Raw genomic sequence first — 15,418 nt, 5'->3', positions numbered from 1 at the left:
GAGGATCAGCAATGCATCGAAGATGCAGATTCAAGCTCTACTGGAGGAGTCAGAACGGTCTCGATGTGATCGACTGAGCTTGGCCCCATCCTCAGACAAACTTGCCCGAAAATATGCACAGTTGATAGTCGACCGACGCAGCCGTCTCAGTGTGAGGTTGACGCTAGGTGGGTGCTGACTTCACCCTCTATATTCAGCAGACCATTTGTATCAACCCCTGAGGATTTCAACAGAGCCGCTTCAATACAGAATGAGAGACGCACTCGCTACATTCAGAACGCGCATCGTCACCACAGGGATAGACGGTGACGGGGTTAGACGGGAAGGTAGCGTAGGTGTTGTTTTTACGATGCGGTCGTGATTGCGGTATATGCCCATCCCACTTCGCGAAGGGTTCTTGACCCTGCTGGTACTGTCCGGAATTGGGTTATGCTGGCTCGGAGTCTATAGTTATCGTCGATGGAATGAGCCGGGGGCCGATTCATTTGCAGCTGTAGCGGTCATTTTCGGTCTCGGCGCCATCAGCAGCTTTGTGGTTATTCTCACCGGGAGTGCAGCCGTTCCCGATACGAATGTTCCATTGTGGACAGACATCGGGCTCATCGCGTGGGCAGTTGCAATGGTGCCCTGGTTTCTCTTCGCCCTCAAATATACTGGCCGAAAAATCGACGTTGGCTGGGAGACTGTCCTTACAGTTTCTGTGCCCATCGCCGGTATCGGTCTGATCGTCGTGTCACGGATGACCGACTCCATCGAGGTACCTGTAGTCGCCAATCTAATTGGAGCCTTCTCGCTGCTGTATGTTGTCGCCCTTCTTGGGGTCGGGTGTTACTTGCTCTTGCGAACGACCTACGAGTACGGACATCTCCCGTTGTCGCAAGGGATGAGTCTGGCACTTGCCAGTATCACGCCCCTCGTACTGGTTAATTCGACCAGTATGATGGCCGGCGAAACAAGCGATTTGCTCATCTTTGGCGTTTTTGCGGTCGCATTCGTGGTGCCAGCTGGAGGGTTGGCGTTGGCCATTTTCCATTACCGGATGTTCGACTCGACTCCTGCGATCGGCGCACTCGGCGAACGTGCGATTCCTCGCGAAACCGACGATCTCGTCATCGTGGTCGACCGTGAACATCGCGTCATCAAACTAAATGAAGCAGCGGCCGAGACGCTCGCTGATTCACCGAGCAGTCCGCTTGGCGAGTCATTCGAGTCGCTGACCAGTCTCTCGGTTCCGTCGCTAAAGAAGGCAGAGACGGTGGGACTGGAAACGAATGATGGCAACCGAAAATTCGACCCGCAGGTGACATCATTTACGGACCAGCACAATCGTCGGCTGGGCTCTCTTCTCAGCCTGCGTGACGTTACGGAACGAGAGCTTCGCAAACAGCGTCTCGAGGTGCTGAATCGTGTTCTCAGACACAACCTCCGCAACAGGATCGATGTGATAAAGAGCAACGCTGAGGTAATCACGGATGAGACCGACAGCGACTACGCCGCCACAATTCGAAATTCGGCAGATGCTCTCGCAGAACTCAGCTCCACGGCGCGTACGATAGACGAGCTGCTTTCTCGCCAACCCGCAACAACACGCGGTGATTTAACTGAAACAATCCGAGACCTAACGCCAACTGATGCTGACGTAGCCGTGACGCTCGACACTCCAGATAGAGCATCGCTGGAGACTGACTGGGAGGCACTCCGCATCGCGCTGAAGAACGCAATTGGGAACGCCATCAAACATGCCAAACGGTCTGTCACTGTCGCGGTTGAAACACTCCCTGACGGCTATTCGATCAGTATCTCGGATGATGGATCGGGAATTCCAGACTCCGAACTAGCGTCGCTCGACGCCGAAACTGAAACCTCGCTTCAACACAGCACGGGGCTCGACTTGTGGCAACTCAAATGGAGCGTCACCAAGCTCAACGGTGAGCTTTCCTTCGACGTCACGGATGGAACGACCGTTCGAATCGAAGTCCCCAACCAGTCGGCGTGATTACCATATGCGATATCCCGACCGCCATACTCCCATCCTCAGTAAGGGGTCACTGAATTTGTTGGCTTTGTTGAAATCTCAGCGAGTGATGGGGGCCGCGTATCGGTCACAAAGCGAGCCTCGAAAGTGCCGCATCAGAGGTGTCGTTCACCCAATTGATATGATTCTGGAGGAAACATCGCCGGGTATGGCCCCGAAGTCAAACCGTGCTCTCCAGATCACGCTTGTGGCTGATGCCGTCTTACTCGCTGGATACGCCCTCGGTGCGCTCCGCCCCGACGAGCGTCTCTGGCCGATCGGTGACAGCAGATGGCGGTGGTGGGTCGACTGGTGAGCCCTCTCGGTCGTCTTCGCCGGCTTCCCTGTACTGGCCCACCGGCATTGGAATTCGTTCGATATCACGAACACATCACTCAGAGCCGCCGGTACCCTGCTCTCGGTGCTCGGGATGGCGTTTTCCCTCGCTGCCCTGTTCGAACTCGGCTGGATGGAGAGTAGTGGCCGAGAAGGGGAACTTCGCACGGACGGCATCTACAAGTACACGAGGAATCCCCAAAGCGTCGGGTTCGCCACCTTCATCGTCGGTACGCTCCTCGCCGTCAACTCGAAGGAGCTAGCCGCCCACGGCCTCTTGACCCCCCTCATCTACCTCCTCTTCCCGTTCGCCGAAGAACCGTGGCTCCGTGAACAGTACGGTGACGAATACGAACGATACTGTGCGCAGACACCGCGTTTCGCCGGTACGGCGTCGATGAAAAAGCTCGTCGCGGATAGTACGACTATCGGACACACCCACACCGATGACTGACGCTCGTTGTAGGCTTGCGAACACAGCGTATAGCCCTGATCCGATGTTCGATGTCCTCGAGGCAACTGCCGACGATGTCGTCGCCGTTCGTGTCGGTATTTGCACCACAGATGGGTTCAGGGAACTGTACGACCTCCCCGCGGAGAAGACCGCAGAATACGGCACGGTCCACGTGTACGAAGAAGCACCGAACTGGACGCTCCCGACGTATCTGTCGAACTTGCGTGGCATCGTTCCCGATCTGCAGTAGGGGCCATCGTTCGACATCGGCCGATACGCCGCGGTCGGTGATTCCCGCTGGGCAAAGCTACTCTACTACCAGTGGCAGGCTATCACTCCCCTTTGGCCGGTCGCCCCGGACCAGATGCGATACTACAAACGCTCGGAGCGGGGCCGCGTCCTCGACTGGGTGAAGACAGGCAGCGACGAACCAGGTACCCCACACGATAGGTGAACGCAGATGACGACTGACATCGCGATCCACGATGCGTACGTTCTCACGGTTGACGACAGGAATCGACTCTACGACCGAGGCACGGTGCTCATCGAGGACGGTCGGATCACAGAGGTACGACCGTCCCGGGACGGAGATCCGGACATCGCGGCGGGCCGCGTCATCGACGGCGAGAAGAAACTCGTGATGCCGGGGCTCGTCAACGCGCACACCCACCTCGAACTGACGCCGCTGATCGGCGCATTCAGCGACCTCGATCTGGTGGAGATGACGAGCGGGATGACCGCCATCTTCGGCAACATCGCCGAGGGCGAGTACGACTACCTCACCAAAGTGGGGTACGAACTCGCCGCGCTCAACTTTCTCGCCGGCGGCGTCACCACCGTCAACTCGATGGACGTCCGCCCGAGTGCGGGCGCGGAGACGTTCGGCGCGGCGGGCCTCCGCGGGTTCTTCGGGATGGCGCTCTCGGACCTGTTCTGGGACGTCCCCGTCGACGAACAATTCGAACGCGCTCGTGAGTTCATCGACGAGTACCACGACACATACGATGGACGGATCCACGCGACGATCTGCCCCCACGACGACTGGTCGTGTACCCGCAATCTGTGGGAGCGCACCGCCCGTCTCGCCGCCGAGTATCCTGACCTGCTCGTCCACACCCACCTGCTCGAACTAGAGGCGAGCAACACTATGGCGCGGTCGAACGGAGCCGAGGACTCGCTCGGTCTCCTCAACGATGTCGGCCTCCTCGACGACCGGCTGGTGGCCGCCCACTTCCGCCTCGCCGATGACGAGGACATCCAGCGGACTGCCGATGCGGACGCGTGGGTCGCGCACTGTCCGTCTATCTTCTGTTACTGGAACACGGGCGACGATGTGCAATGGACGCCGGTACCAGAACTCCGGTCGGCAGGCGTCGACGTCGGGCTGGGCGTCGACGATCACTACTGGCACGACTCGTACAATCTGTTCGGCGAGGCTCGACAGGCCCGGCTCGCGGCTAATCTTAAGCGGTCGGCCGGCCAGTACCACTCGATGGAGTTGGTGCGGATGCTCACTATCGAAGGTGCACAGGCCCTCGGCGTCGGTGACGAGATCGGCAGCCTCGAACCCGGCAAGCAGGCCGACGTCATCCTGCTCGACGTTGACTCCCCAAAGTTCACGCCGCTGACCAACATTCCGGCACAGGTCGCCAATAACGCGGCACCCGCTGACGTGGAGGCGGTCATCGTCGACGGCGATGTACTGATGGAAGAGGGAGAGGTAGGGACGATGGATGTTAATGCCGTACGCGAGCGCGCCGAATGGGCGGTCGAACGTTTCACGTCGGAGACGGACTGGGAACTCGGCATCGGTGGAAGTGAGCCACCAAAGAAGATGGCTGTCGCCCGGGATCTGCCAAAGCGCGGACCCGCTCAGTTGCTTGGGCGTCTCGCGTTCCAGTCGGTGAGGGACAGATTCCCGTTCTGACACCATATGAACGAGCCTGGTTCGATAGCGACGACCCTCAGTTTTTGCCGATATCTGAAGCTAGCCAGTCGACTGCTGTCCCAGCAAAGAACGGATGGCCTGATCAACGACTGTTTGCTGAATATATGCTCGGTATCTCGCACGTCAGTACTATCAGAGATTCAAAATCCAACAGAGAAGGCCGTCTCTATGCTTCTCCGGCGTTTTCCTCGTACGGTTGGACGACGACATAGCCAGAGTCGCCGCCGAAGTTCATCTGGTACCGTTCGCCGGATTCCTGACCGATCATGTCCGAGAGGTTCTTGTTGACCTGGACATTCGGGGAGGTTCCACTCCAGGCGACCGTTGCACTTGGATCGGTCGAGACGGGGGGTTCGAGGACTATCGGATCGGCATGTGTTGTGATGGCGACGTACCCGGGACCCTCGAGGTAGACGTTCGTGAAACCACCAGCGAACGCGCCGGCGAGTGAGTCCATCGAGGAGATTTCGTACGAGACGTCTGGGTCGAACGCGAGGACGTCCTCGCCGTTGACCGTAATCGAATCATCGGCATCGAGTTCGAGCAGCTGGACTTTCTTCTCACTGTCGGCGAGGTAGACGTGCCCCTGCCCTTCGATGGACATGACTGGCGTCCCTTCGCCTGTCGCAGCCTGCTTGATAAATCCAGTAATCCCGCCCTCAGCGGATGCTTTCCCGGTGAACGACAGATCGCCCGTGAACGCGATCATCGACCCAGCTTTCGCCAGCACTGACCCATCGACGGCGACGTCGAGCGTGTAGCTGTTCTCCAGTTGGAACGGTGCGTCGGTCTCCGTTGTGACGTGTTCGGAGGCGAATTGCTCAATATCCATAGTTACGAAGCCGGTCTGAAGTGGCTTCAGTAGGGATTCTCGGGGGGACAGTGTTAATTCGAGCCCTGTGTTTCTGAGCCAGAATCGGCAAGTAACACTATACATATCTCCCGACCAACGAGACAACATACGCGGGTATCGGAACGCTCTCTGTCGATGGTGCAACCAGCGATCATCGAACTGGGAAAACATCGCCTGGAACGTTGTAGGGGTGTAGAATAGCGATGACAAATGAGCATAGCATAGAAATCACGCTCGACGAATTCCCGGATCCAGTCATCGCCTGCACCGTCGAAGATGGCGTGCCTCGTATCACAGCACTAAACGGAGCCTCTGGGTCAATTTTTGATAGTATCTCATGCGGGATGCCGGTCGAAACCATATTCGAGCAGTTTAGCGTTGTCAACTCGACGGGGAGCGAAAAGCCAGTGACACATCTCAGTCGTGGCGACAGCGTCGGCATCTATCTCGACGGGATCGGCGAGGAAGGACCGTTCTTCGCTCGAATAATCCCTACTGACGATGACTCTGGATACCTGGTTTTCTCCGGGGTGAGTCAGTGTCTCGAGATTGCGGAGGCCCCTGCCGTAGACCAAGTTAGCAGCGTGATCAGTCACGACCTTCGTAATCCGCTCGACGTTGCGAAGGCACATCTCAGAGCAGCACGGGAGACTGGAGAAACCGAGCACTTCGACGCCGTCGCAGACGCACACGACCGGATGGAACGGATCATCCGCGACGTACTCACCATCACGCGAGACAACACCCCGGTGGATCCGTTGGATACCGTCTCGATCGAAGCCGCCGCGAAGGATGCATGGGCGTCTGTCGATACCAATGATGCTACGCTCAATATTAGAGAGCCGCTCCCGACTACCAGTGCCGACGCAGACCGTCTCCAGAGACTATTCGAGAATTTATTCCGGAACAGCGTGGAGCACGGCTCTACGAGCAGTCGGGCGGAGCCCGACGATGCCGTCGAACATGGTTCAGACGTCGACGAGCGAGCAAGGGAACGAGAACCGGAGACGGATTCAGGACGTGCGGTGGCTGTCTCCGTTGGTGCGTTGGAGGGCGGCTTCTACGTCGCTGATGACGGTCCAGGTATCCCTTCGAAAGAGCAGAACCGGGTTTTCGACCCGGGGTACTCGACTCGGGACGACGGAACAGGCCTCGGGCTTGCAATCGTCGACCGAATCGTCGCTGCCCACGGCTGGGAGTTGACGCTCACGACCGCCACGAACGGAGGTGCACGGTTTGAGATTCGCTTCTGACTCCGATGGCGAATCCTGCCGACAGAACCAATAGACCATTATCGAACGAACACGGTGCTAGTAGCTATGGATGACCGACTTCAGAACGCTCCTGTCGGCGTCCTCGTCGCCTCTCCGGATGGGACTCTGACTACTTTAAACGAGGTCGCTCAGTCACTGATCGATTCGCCGGATGACGCGACCGGCTCGCCTCTCGCGGAGATCTTCCCTCGTTCCGTCGAGGATTCGCTCTTGGTCGCATTTGAAGACGATTCGGTCACTGAAACGTCTTTCCAGGAGTATTACCCTGATTTGGAACGGTGGCTCGATGTCTCGGTCACAGCTACCGACGAGGATGTCACGGTCTATCTCCAAGACGTAACGCAACAGAAAGGCTACGAACAGTCTATTGAGCAGCTGCGAACCGAGCGCAAACGAACGGCTGTCATTGAGGACGTACTCTCGGAAATCCTTGCGGAGCTCGTCGGTGCCACCTCCCGTGAGGAGATCGCTGAAACGATCTGCCGCAGTCTCGGCGACGCTGACATCTACGTCACTGCGGGGCTGAAAGGCCGCGAGCGCGACCGGGAGTCGCGCTAGCGTGGCCTCTCGACACGCCGTCGTGGAAGTTATGCCGAGGAGGCTCTGTTGAAATCCTCAGTTGCTGATAGGTTGTCGGAGCCGTGCTGAATACAGAGGGTGTAGTCAGCAGTCGGCCATCCGTTGTTTTCACACAGGTCCGAGTGAACCACCCTTCGGAGCGGGACAGGTTTCACAGCCAGAAACTCGGCCTTCTGTATCATAACCTAACGTCTTTTGAGAACGCATATGGAAACTCAGAGCGACGTTGCGAGGCCAGATTCAGGAGTGCGAGAGATGTTTCGGAGTGTGGGCAGTGCCGTGGGACTTGCAGCACTGGGTGTTATTGCCGCCTTTGTGTCAATCGTCGTCGTCAATCCACTGTTTGCCATCATCGAAGTTGAATGGACACTATTTGGGGAGCTATTAGATAATTACATTGTCCAACCAGGGTTCGGACTCGTCGCCGCCTGTTACATCTGGTGGCGTGACGACTACACTCCGCTGGACCGGATTCAGATCCCCTCAGTTGAAGGGGTCGCGTGGATCGGCCTCATACCGGTCGGGTACGAGGTTACAGTGCGAGCGGTGACGCCGGTATTACCAATGATCGGGCTGAGTCACGGCGCACACAGTGGCATAGTGACGGGGCGCGTATTCTTGAACCACCCGGAAATTATTGTGCCAGGGCTGGTGGTCATGTTCGTCGTGATGGCACCCATGGAAGAGATACTGTACAGAGGAGTGGTCCACGATGCGCTCGAACCAGCAATCGGGTCGCCCGGTCGGGTGCTCGTCGGCGGCCTCCTGTTCGGTGGGATGCATCTGTTCCTTTCAGGTGGGGTTGTGTCGATGCTGCTCACGAGCATCTTTGGTGTCCTTGCGGCCGGTGGCTACGAGCGAACGCAAAACTTGACTGTGCCGATCATTGCGCACGCGGGTCACTGGCTCATTGCTCCCTTCTAGTGTGTTCTCATTGTGAGTGTACGTCCTGACCAGTGCTGACCGAATCAGAGGACCTCGATTCTCAGTGTGCGCGTGCTGCGCATGCACCTTCCATTTTGCACCAGCACTCCAGAATCATATATCTCCTGTCAGTAATCGCGTGACCGACCCAGAGGATCAAGTCAGGACCCACCCGGCGTCAACCTCACACCGAGACGGCCGCGTCGGCTAACCATCCGGTGTGAATATCTTCGAGCAAAGTGATCTGAAAAGCACTGAGTCGTTCCACTCTGACCGCACCGTGTCAGAACTGGTGTCTTGAAACGGAGTGGCCATTTAGTGGGTGGACACTTTTTCTCGGCCAGAAACAGCCCTCTCGGGTCTTTCATTGGCCTGCACCATAATCAGGTAATGATACGACAGCGCAGTACAACACAGGTTGCCGTCTCGGTGGGCCACTTCGGACGGTGTGGCTCTTCTCGCATCGGTCAGTCAAACTATCTCGTGAAACGGATAGAGATAGGTGGTGTTAGGCGATGAATGTACTCGGTGGGCAGTCTATTCCGTTTGATATGCACCGGATCAGGGCACTCGTTGTCGTGGCCTTAGTGTCAGTAATCGGTGTCGTTGCTGGCTATGTGGGTGTTTCTATCGAGGGGGCACTCAGTGGAATATTGGGGTTCGGAGAGCAATTCTCGCACAGAATCATTCTCTAATTCGATCAGAGTAGTTCGGTCAAGACAGTACGTCAAAATATTAGTCAAATCGGATACGACAAGTTTGCAGGGATGAATTATCAGGAGAGCTCAAAATACATTGCATCTCTATTCGTTCTAGTCGTTGGTGTAATAATACTCACTAACCCATTATTAGGCTACTCACAGTTACTTCCGGGCGGCATATTTGAATTGACATTTGGAGGGCTTCTCTTAACCAGCGGCCTGTTGCTATACCAGATCAGAACTAATACGGAGTAAAGCTACGCACGTTCATCTAACGGCTATTTCGTTGCTAGCGAGTCAAAATAAACTACGACCAATTGCTGCGTAGCATCTCTTTATTCAACGGCTTGTTCCTGGCGGATCCCGAGCGGATGGCTACTACATATAGCACAGCTATTGTCTTCTCGACAACCTCAAAAGAACAACCGCGAGACTCAGACGCGGTGTTTCTGAGTCAGAATCAAGGGGCAATAGTCAACACACGTCCGAACTAGCATAAATGTATGAATCGTGTTCGACTCCGTTCCCACCGGAGGCGTCCCCGCCAGCTGTCGACGCTGGCGCGTCCGCAACGGGTATACAGGGGGACGACAGGAGGCTAATGACCGACGAGTGTACTGCGGCGATCCCGGTGGACGCGTTTCCGGATCCCGTTCTCGCCTACGCCGTCGACGGTCGTGACGCACGCATCACGACGACGAACGCGAGCTTCGAGCGACGGTTCGGAGAGATCTCACCTGAAAATTTCGTCTCGACGGTATTCGACCGGTTTAGACACAGTGCTACCACCGGTAATCGGGAGCCGATAACTCACGTCGTCCGCGGCGATCGTGTCGGGATCTATCTCGATGACCCCGGGGATCGGGGGACGTTTTTCGCACGAGTGATCCCGTCCGAGGAAGGCGCCGGGTATCTCGTCTTCTCAGATCTGGAGCACTGTCCGACTACCGAGAAACTGCCCGCCGTCGATCAGGTTAGTAGCGTGCTTAGCCACGACCTGCGTAATCCGCTTGACGTCGCCAAGGCACATCTCACAGCAGCACGAGAGACGGGCGATCCGGAGCACTTCGAATCGGTCGACGACGCACACGATCGGATGGAACGAATTATTCGCGATGTCCTTACCCTCACACGAGGGGACGCCGTCGTGGACCCGTCGGATCAGGTCTCGATCGAAACCGTAGCGACGGACGCGTGGCAATCAGTCGACACTGATGGGGCGGTACTCGATCTCATCGGATCGCTCCCTACTGTCACTGCCGACGCTGAACACGTTCGACGGCTGTTCGAGAATTTATTCCGGAACGCCGTCGAACACGGTGCGACGGGCAACCGGACGCAATCCGGAGATTCGGTCGATTACGACCCGGACGCTCCCGCCCCGAACACTCACGGGGACCGGGGGGAACGAAGTCCGGGAACCCGAGACCAGTCGCTCGACCGAGGCGAAGGGACGACCTCCGAAGGCAGCCTGACGGTCACCGTCGGCGCGTTGGAGGACGGCTTCTACGTCGCCGACGATGGCACGGGTATTCCGGCCGACGAACGGGAGACGGTTTTCGAGCCGGGCCACTCGAGTATGAACGGCGGAACCGGACTTGGCCTTGCGATCGTCGAGCAAATCATCGCCGCCCACGACTGGAACGTAACGCTTACCACAGCCGACTGTGGGGGAGCACGGTTCGAAATTCGGTTCTAACGCCGATGGCTGAGCGTGCACTTTTGACTGATCGAGAACGAACAGGCCAACGCGACACTCCCAGCTATGGATGATCAGCTGCAACGGGCGCCGATCGGCGTTCTCGAAGTCTCGACCGAAGGGATCGTCCTAGATTGCAACGACATCGGTCGGACGCTGATCGACGCTACGAACCCAACTGGCGCACCCATTGCCGACGTGTTCCCTCGATCCGTCGACGACACCCTCCTGACCGCATTCGACGGCAAATCCGTCACCGAGACGGACTTCGAGGAGTACTATCCTGCCCTCGACAGGTGGCTTGCCGTCTCCGTCGTTGCGCTTGTTGAAGTCGGGACCGTCTACGTTCGAGACGTGACCGAGCGTCGACGCGAGAAACAGTCGCTTCAACAACTCCGACAAGAGCGCAAACGGACGGAGCTCATCGACGATGTGCGTTCGGACATCCTCGCGGCGCTCGTTGATGCCTCCTCCCGTGAAGAAATCGCCGACACGATCTGTCGGGGGCTCGGTGAGACCGGCCTGTACGAATTCGCGTGGGTAGGAGAACGCGGTGTGGGACGTGACGGCCTCGTTTCCCGTGCCGTCGCGGGCGAGACTGGCGAAATATTCGAAGCTGTTCGCGACGCATTCGACGACGAGACGGTGACGACTCCGGAGGAGCGTGCAGTTGAAAGCGGTCGACTGCAGGCTGCACAGCCACTCACTGACAGTTCCGGGGTCCCTGAATCGGTCCGGAAGGCCGGGTTTGCTGATGGCGTCCAGTCGGCACTGGCCATTCCGGTCGTATACGGGTCGAACGTCCACGGTGTCGTCGGCGTCTACGCCAGTGGCACCGAAGCGTTCTCCGAGCGGGAACGGGCCAGCTTCGAGACGCTGGGTGAGATAGCCGGGTTCGCGATCACTGCGGTTCGAAATCGGAACCTGCTGCTTTCTGACACCGTCACCGAAATTACCTTCGAACTCGGCGAAAGCTCGGTGCTGACGCGACTGAGTCAGTCGCTCGATTCAACGCTGAAACTGGAAGGGCTGGTTCCACAGGCTGACGATGCGTTGCTCTGTTTCGTCTCCATCGAAGGGAATGGAATCGACCGTCTCGACCAAGAGACCGCGGGGATGAGAGAAATCAGCGCGACACGAGTTATTAGCGAATCCGACTCCGGTGGTCGGGTCGAACTAACCACCTGTGGCTCGACTCCGCTACTCGCAATCTCCTCGCTCGGTGGAACTGTCCGGCATGCCAGCTTCGATGGGGGAACGGGACGCCTCGTCGTGGACCTTCCGCCAGACAGTGATGTCCGCCGGATCGTGGATACCGTCAGCCGGGAGCACGACGCGAAGTTCGTCTCGAAGGCGGAGCGAAAGCGATCCGTGACGACTGCCCGCGAATTCCGCGACGAATTGGACGACCGGCTGACACAGCGACAGCGGACAGTCCTCCAAACCACATACTTCGCCGACTACTTCGAGTCACCGCGGGGAAGCACGGCCGAGGAAGTCGCCACCTCGCTGGACATCACGGGGTCGACTTTGCTCCATCACCTCCGCGCCGGCCAGCGGAAGCTTCTGGATGCCTATCTCGATGGACGGAGGAAAGCATCTGAAAGAGAGTGATGGAATCGACGCGCTCCTCACAACTCCTCACGATTGATCTCCTCGAACCGGTCGAGGATGTCGTCATCAGTCAGCAGTCGTCTCGATCGGGTTTCGAGTTGCTCGGCCTGCTCAGCCACCGCTACAAATCGTTCGTGCTCGCGATGCTTCTTTGCGTCCAGTTCGGCTTCCAGCACCGCTCGCTTGGCTTCCACGCTAAAGTACTCCCCAAGCGTTTCGTACGCGAGGATCCGTCGCTGCTGATCGATGACCGCGCGGACATCTTCGCGGTCCACCGGTTTACAGAGATAGTCGTCGAACGGCATATCGAGTACTTCGATCCCAGGATCGACCGCCGTTACCATCACCACCCGTCCGTAGTATCCCCGTTCGACCAGTTCTGATAGCACGTCATCACCCGACATACCCGGCATATGCCGATCCAGAAGGACGATATCGACCATCGTATCGGCGACTGTCGAAAGCGCGGCTTCTCCACTGTAGACGGTCTCGACGTCGCAGTAACCTCGCAGTCGGAGCGCATACGCGTCTGCAACCTCCTGTTCGTCGTCGACGACGAGGGTGCGTACGTCCGCCGCGCTATCGTTTCCGGACATCTGTTTCGGTTGCTTACGTGATGTCGAGGCTGCAGCCATATAACTGGTAATCTTCTCCGAGCAGCGCATCTGCATTCCTAGAGTCACGACCGTCACGCGGTCTGCATGCATACACCCAATATCCAGTACGAACGGCGTCCTTCTAAGCGTATGTCGGTCAACACGACCCCAAAATCGCAGCGGCAACCGAACTGGACGGAAGATATCGACCTCTCGGCATCCGAGTTGTTCGACCTCTTCGGCGACGAATACACTCGACGCGTGTACGAGACGATCACGAAGCAGCCACGAAGCGGCCGTGCAGTGGCCGAGGCAGCGGATGTCTCGCGGGCGACGGCATATCGTCGCCTCAACGACCTTCGTGATGCGGGCCTCGTTCGCACTGAGATGATGATCTGTGACGACGGCCATCACAAGGAACGGTTCGAGCCTGTGCCGACCTCTATCTCTATCTCCCTGGACGACGGAATCGGGGCTATGGTCGACATCGCGGACTGATCCCGCCGTCCTCCGATCGAGTCAGAACGTCAGGACCGGCCGCGGACCACAGGACCGGGCGATCGGTAACTCGTTGTAGGGGACCCAGTGGAAAACTGCCCTCCGTCAAGGAGACGATATCTGCATAACTAGATTGCTGCTACTGGCCGAGTCCGCATTGATAGCCTCCGATTACAGGGGAAGCAGTACACGTATACTGGTAGAGACGATGACGAGTGCCTTTCCACGTCAGACCAAGGTCGAATACAGCCCTCGTGAGCGAGCCAATCTCACCGTCTCCGGTGACTCGCAGGTAGACGCCCTCGCTGTGTTGTCGTCGGGGACCGCACAGTCAATTCTGGGGGCGCTGGACGGCGACCCGAAGACGACCTCCGAGATCGCAAAGAGAGTCGATACGTCGATACAGAACGTCGATCATCACTTGCGACGCCTCGAAGAGAACGGCCTCGTCGAACCGATCGACACGTGGTACTCGGTGAAGGGTAGAGAAATGACCGTCTATGCCCTCACAGCCGAGAAACTCGTCGTACAGTTCGGAGCGGCCGATCAGTCACAGTGACGAACGACGGGGCCCTATTCTCGGATGTTACAATCGTCACACCACCGTTCACCGATGGACGCTATCGATCGAACCACCGAGTGACGAGAAGCCGACTCGCGACGGGTTTGGGCTACCGGTGCTGTCTCACTCGGTCTCCGTCTCAGTTTGGTCGGTGAGATCGGCGAGCGTGATATTGACCGTCGTGCCGTCGTCGGTTTCGAACGATATGTCACCGCCGAGTGCATCGACGCCCCACCTGAGTTGCCAGAGTCCGAGTCCGCGTCTATGTTGGAGGGAGGTTTCGGTTCCGGCCGCCAGCGATTCGAGCTCGGCCGCTGGAATACCGGGGCCATCGTCGCTGATAGCGATTCTGTACCCTTCTTTATTGGCCGTCGGCGCTATCGAGACGGCTACACTCGACTCCGCGTATTTGACTGCGTTTTCCAGCGGGCTGGTCAGTGTCGTCTGCAGTCTCTCGGCGTCGGTCCGGAGCGTGGCCGTCGACGGGAAATCCGTGTTGACCGTGACGTCGTCAGATGTGATCTGCGAGAGCAGACTAGGAACCACCGATGTGAGATCAACCACCGTTGGGTCGGGGTCACGGGCCATCAGACGGTCAATCCGTCTGGCACGCGTGCCGATCGACGCCAGCCGGTCCGTTGCTGCCAAGACGGCCTCAGCATCGTCGCCATCCGTTTGGTCGGCCAACTGCTCAGTGTGACTTCTGATCACGTCGAGCCGGTTTCTGAGGTTGTGTCTGAGCAGCCGGTTGAACACCTCGAGCCGTTGTTCGCGTTGTTCTCGTTCCTCGATGAACCGCTCTAGATCGTCGCGCATATCGGCCATCGCCTCCCCGACTGGACCCGGAATTTCTTCCTCCAGAGCCGCGTCGTCGAACTCTCGGCGGGCGATCTTTTCGGCCTGCTCGGTGATCGTTTCGATAAACGCCTTCGTCTTATAAAGGCTGACTCTAAGCTGTCCGACCTCGTCGATCCGGTTTCCGTCCGGAATCTCGGCCGTCAGATCACCTTCGGCGACTGCTTCCGCCTGACGCGATAGCCGTCTGATCGAACGGATCAAGCCGAAGTGAATTATGCCGCTAATCAATACGAATCCGACGACCGTGAGCCCGATTAGTACCGTCAAGTCGGTCTGGACTTGGTGGGTCACAGCCAGCGCCTTCGACCTGGGTACTTCCTTGACGACGACCCAGTTGACACCGTCGCTCGGGACGCTGTGGTAGCCTCTCACTTCCGTGTCGCCCAATTCAGCACCGCTGATCGGCGCGAACTGATTCGGTCGCTCTTCGATCCGGGATTCGACCTCGGTGACGGTCGATTCAGCCTTGTATGGACGGAACTCGTTTGGCCTGTTCTTCTCGAACGGC

The 15,418-nt window shown here is 57.9% G+C and carries 14 protein-coding genes; 11 read left to right on the top strand and 3 right to left on the bottom strand.

Going from position 1 to position 15,418, the window contains the following annotated elements; genetic code table 11:
* Nucleotides 1-370 precede the first annotated feature (370 nt).
* From ACQUQ0_RS16265 to ACQUQ0_RS16250, 4 genes are all read left to right on the top strand, one after another.
* Nucleotides 371-1,996: an ATP-binding protein gene (locus ACQUQ0_RS16265; protein WP_435186663.1), complete on the top strand. Its 1,626-nt coding sequence runs from the start codon at nucleotides 371-373 to the stop codon at nucleotides 1,994-1,996.
* Nucleotides 1,997-2,363: 367 nt separating this feature from the next.
* A complete protein-coding gene (locus ACQUQ0_RS16260; protein ID WP_435186666.1) occupies nucleotides 2,364-2,804 on the top strand; it encodes a methyltransferase family protein in 441 nt (146 codons plus the stop codon).
* Between the two features lie 43 nt (nucleotides 2,805-2,847).
* On the top strand, nucleotides 2,848-3,054 hold the full coding sequence (locus tag ACQUQ0_RS16255; protein WP_435186661.1) for a hypothetical protein: 207 nt from the start codon (nucleotides 2,848-2,850) through the stop codon (nucleotides 3,052-3,054).
* Between the two features lie 210 nt (nucleotides 3,055-3,264).
* Nucleotides 3,265-4,731, top strand: a complete 1,467-nt coding sequence (locus ACQUQ0_RS16250; RefSeq protein WP_435186659.1) for an amidohydrolase family protein — start codon at nucleotides 3,265-3,267, stop codon at nucleotides 4,729-4,731.
* 187 nt (nucleotides 4,732-4,918) lie between these two features.
* On the opposite strand, the gene ACQUQ0_RS16245 is transcribed toward ACQUQ0_RS16250, so the two are convergent.
* Entirely contained in the window at nucleotides 4,919-5,584 is a 666-nt protein-coding gene (locus ACQUQ0_RS16245; protein ID WP_435186657.1) for an AIM24 family protein, read from the bottom strand.
* Between the two features lie 224 nt (nucleotides 5,585-5,808).
* Between ACQUQ0_RS16245 and ACQUQ0_RS16240 the strand changes: the two genes are divergently transcribed.
* The 5 genes from ACQUQ0_RS16240 (at nucleotide 5,809) to ACQUQ0_RS16220 (ending at nucleotide 12,396) form a co-directional block, all read left to right on the top strand.
* The gene (locus ACQUQ0_RS16240) at nucleotides 5,809-6,858 is read left to right on the top strand and encodes a sensor histidine kinase (RefSeq protein ID WP_435186656.1); all 1,050 of its coding nucleotides are present in this window, start codon (nucleotides 5,809-5,811) and stop codon (nucleotides 6,856-6,858) included.
* A 66-nt stretch (nucleotides 6,859-6,924) separates the two neighbouring features.
* A complete protein-coding gene (locus ACQUQ0_RS16235) occupies nucleotides 6,925-7,437 on the top strand; it encodes a PAS domain-containing protein (RefSeq protein WP_435186654.1) in 513 nt (170 codons plus the stop codon).
* 228 nt (nucleotides 7,438-7,665) lie between these two features.
* Nucleotides 7,666-8,382 carry a CPBP family intramembrane glutamic endopeptidase gene (locus ACQUQ0_RS16230; RefSeq protein ID WP_435186652.1) on the top strand — a complete coding sequence of 239 codons (717 nt, stop codon included), beginning with the start codon at nucleotides 7,666-7,668 and terminating at the stop codon, nucleotides 8,380-8,382.
* A 1,302-nt stretch (nucleotides 8,383-9,684) separates the two neighbouring features.
* The gene (locus tag ACQUQ0_RS16225; RefSeq protein WP_435186650.1) at nucleotides 9,685-10,782 is read left to right on the top strand and encodes a sensor histidine kinase; all 1,098 of its coding nucleotides are present in this window, start codon (nucleotides 9,685-9,687) and stop codon (nucleotides 10,780-10,782) included.
* 66 nt (nucleotides 10,783-10,848) lie between these two features.
* Entirely contained in the window at nucleotides 10,849-12,396 is a 1,548-nt protein-coding gene (locus tag ACQUQ0_RS16220) for a bacterio-opsin activator domain-containing protein (protein ID WP_435186648.1), read from the top strand.
* Between the two features lie 17 nt (nucleotides 12,397-12,413).
* Here the strand turns inward: ACQUQ0_RS16220 and ACQUQ0_RS16215 are convergent, their stop codons facing one another.
* Nucleotides 12,414-12,992, bottom strand: a complete 579-nt coding sequence (locus tag ACQUQ0_RS16215; protein WP_435186665.1) for a response regulator transcription factor — start codon at nucleotides 12,990-12,992, stop codon at nucleotides 12,414-12,416.
* Nucleotides 12,993-13,142: 150 nt separating this feature from the next.
* Between ACQUQ0_RS16215 and ACQUQ0_RS16210 the strand changes: the two genes are divergently transcribed.
* Together ACQUQ0_RS16210 and ACQUQ0_RS16205 are read left to right on the top strand one after the other, a co-directional pair.
* Nucleotides 13,143-13,490, top strand: a complete 348-nt coding sequence (locus ACQUQ0_RS16210; RefSeq protein WP_435186646.1) for a winged helix-turn-helix domain-containing protein — start codon at nucleotides 13,143-13,145, stop codon at nucleotides 13,488-13,490.
* Between the two features lie 133 nt (nucleotides 13,491-13,623).
* Complete coding sequence (locus ACQUQ0_RS16205) at nucleotides 13,624-14,049, top strand: ArsR/SmtB family transcription factor (RefSeq protein WP_435186644.1); 426 nt, start codon at nucleotides 13,624-13,626, stop codon at nucleotides 14,047-14,049.
* 126 nt (nucleotides 14,050-14,175) lie between these two features.
* Here ACQUQ0_RS16205 and ACQUQ0_RS16200 read toward each other — a convergent pair whose 3' ends face one another.
* On the bottom strand, nucleotides 14,176-15,297 hold the full coding sequence (locus tag ACQUQ0_RS16200; protein ID WP_435186643.1) for an ATP-binding protein: 1,122 nt from the start codon (nucleotides 15,295-15,297) through the stop codon (nucleotides 14,176-14,178).
* Nucleotides 15,298-15,418: the final 121 nt, after the last annotated feature.

The sequence above is a fragment of the Halobellus sp. EA9 genome, assembly GCF_051195055.1.
Taxonomy (GTDB): domain Archaea; phylum Halobacteriota; class Halobacteria; order Halobacteriales; family Haloferacaceae; genus Haloquadratum; species Haloquadratum rubicundus.
Note: the sequence above shows the minus strand (reverse complement) of the source record. Positions and strands in the feature narration are given on the sequence as shown.

Coding starts and splice junctions, on each gene's coding strand:
- ACQUQ0_RS16265 (WP_435186663.1), top strand. CDS start 371: ATGCCCATCCCACTTCGCGAAGGGTTCTTGACCCTGCTGGTACTGTCC.
- ACQUQ0_RS16255 (WP_435186661.1), top strand. CDS start 2,848: ATGTTCGATGTCCTCGAGGCAACTGCCGACGATGTCGTCGCCGTTCGT.
- ACQUQ0_RS16220 (WP_435186648.1), top strand. CDS start 10,849: ATGGATGATCAGCTGCAACGGGCGCCGATCGGCGTTCTCGAAGTCTCG.
- ACQUQ0_RS16225 (WP_435186650.1), top strand. CDS start 9,685: ATGACCGACGAGTGTACTGCGGCGATCCCGGTGGACGCGTTTCCGGAT.
- ACQUQ0_RS16215 (WP_435186665.1), bottom strand. CDS start 12,992: ATGTCCGGAAACGATAGCGCGGCGGACGTACGCACCCTCGTCGTCGAC.
- ACQUQ0_RS16230 (WP_435186652.1), top strand. CDS start 7,666: ATGGAAACTCAGAGCGACGTTGCGAGGCCAGATTCAGGAGTGCGAGAG.
- ACQUQ0_RS16235 (WP_435186654.1), top strand. CDS start 6,925: ATGGATGACCGACTTCAGAACGCTCCTGTCGGCGTCCTCGTCGCCTCT.
- ACQUQ0_RS16240 (WP_435186656.1), top strand. CDS start 5,809: ATGACAAATGAGCATAGCATAGAAATCACGCTCGACGAATTCCCGGAT.
- ACQUQ0_RS16245 (WP_435186657.1), bottom strand. CDS start 5,584: ATGGATATTGAGCAATTCGCCTCCGAACACGTCACAACGGAGACCGAC.
- ACQUQ0_RS16250 (WP_435186659.1), top strand. CDS start 3,265: ATGACGACTGACATCGCGATCCACGATGCGTACGTTCTCACGGTTGAC.
- ACQUQ0_RS16210 (WP_435186646.1), top strand. CDS start 13,143: ATGTCGGTCAACACGACCCCAAAATCGCAGCGGCAACCGAACTGGACG.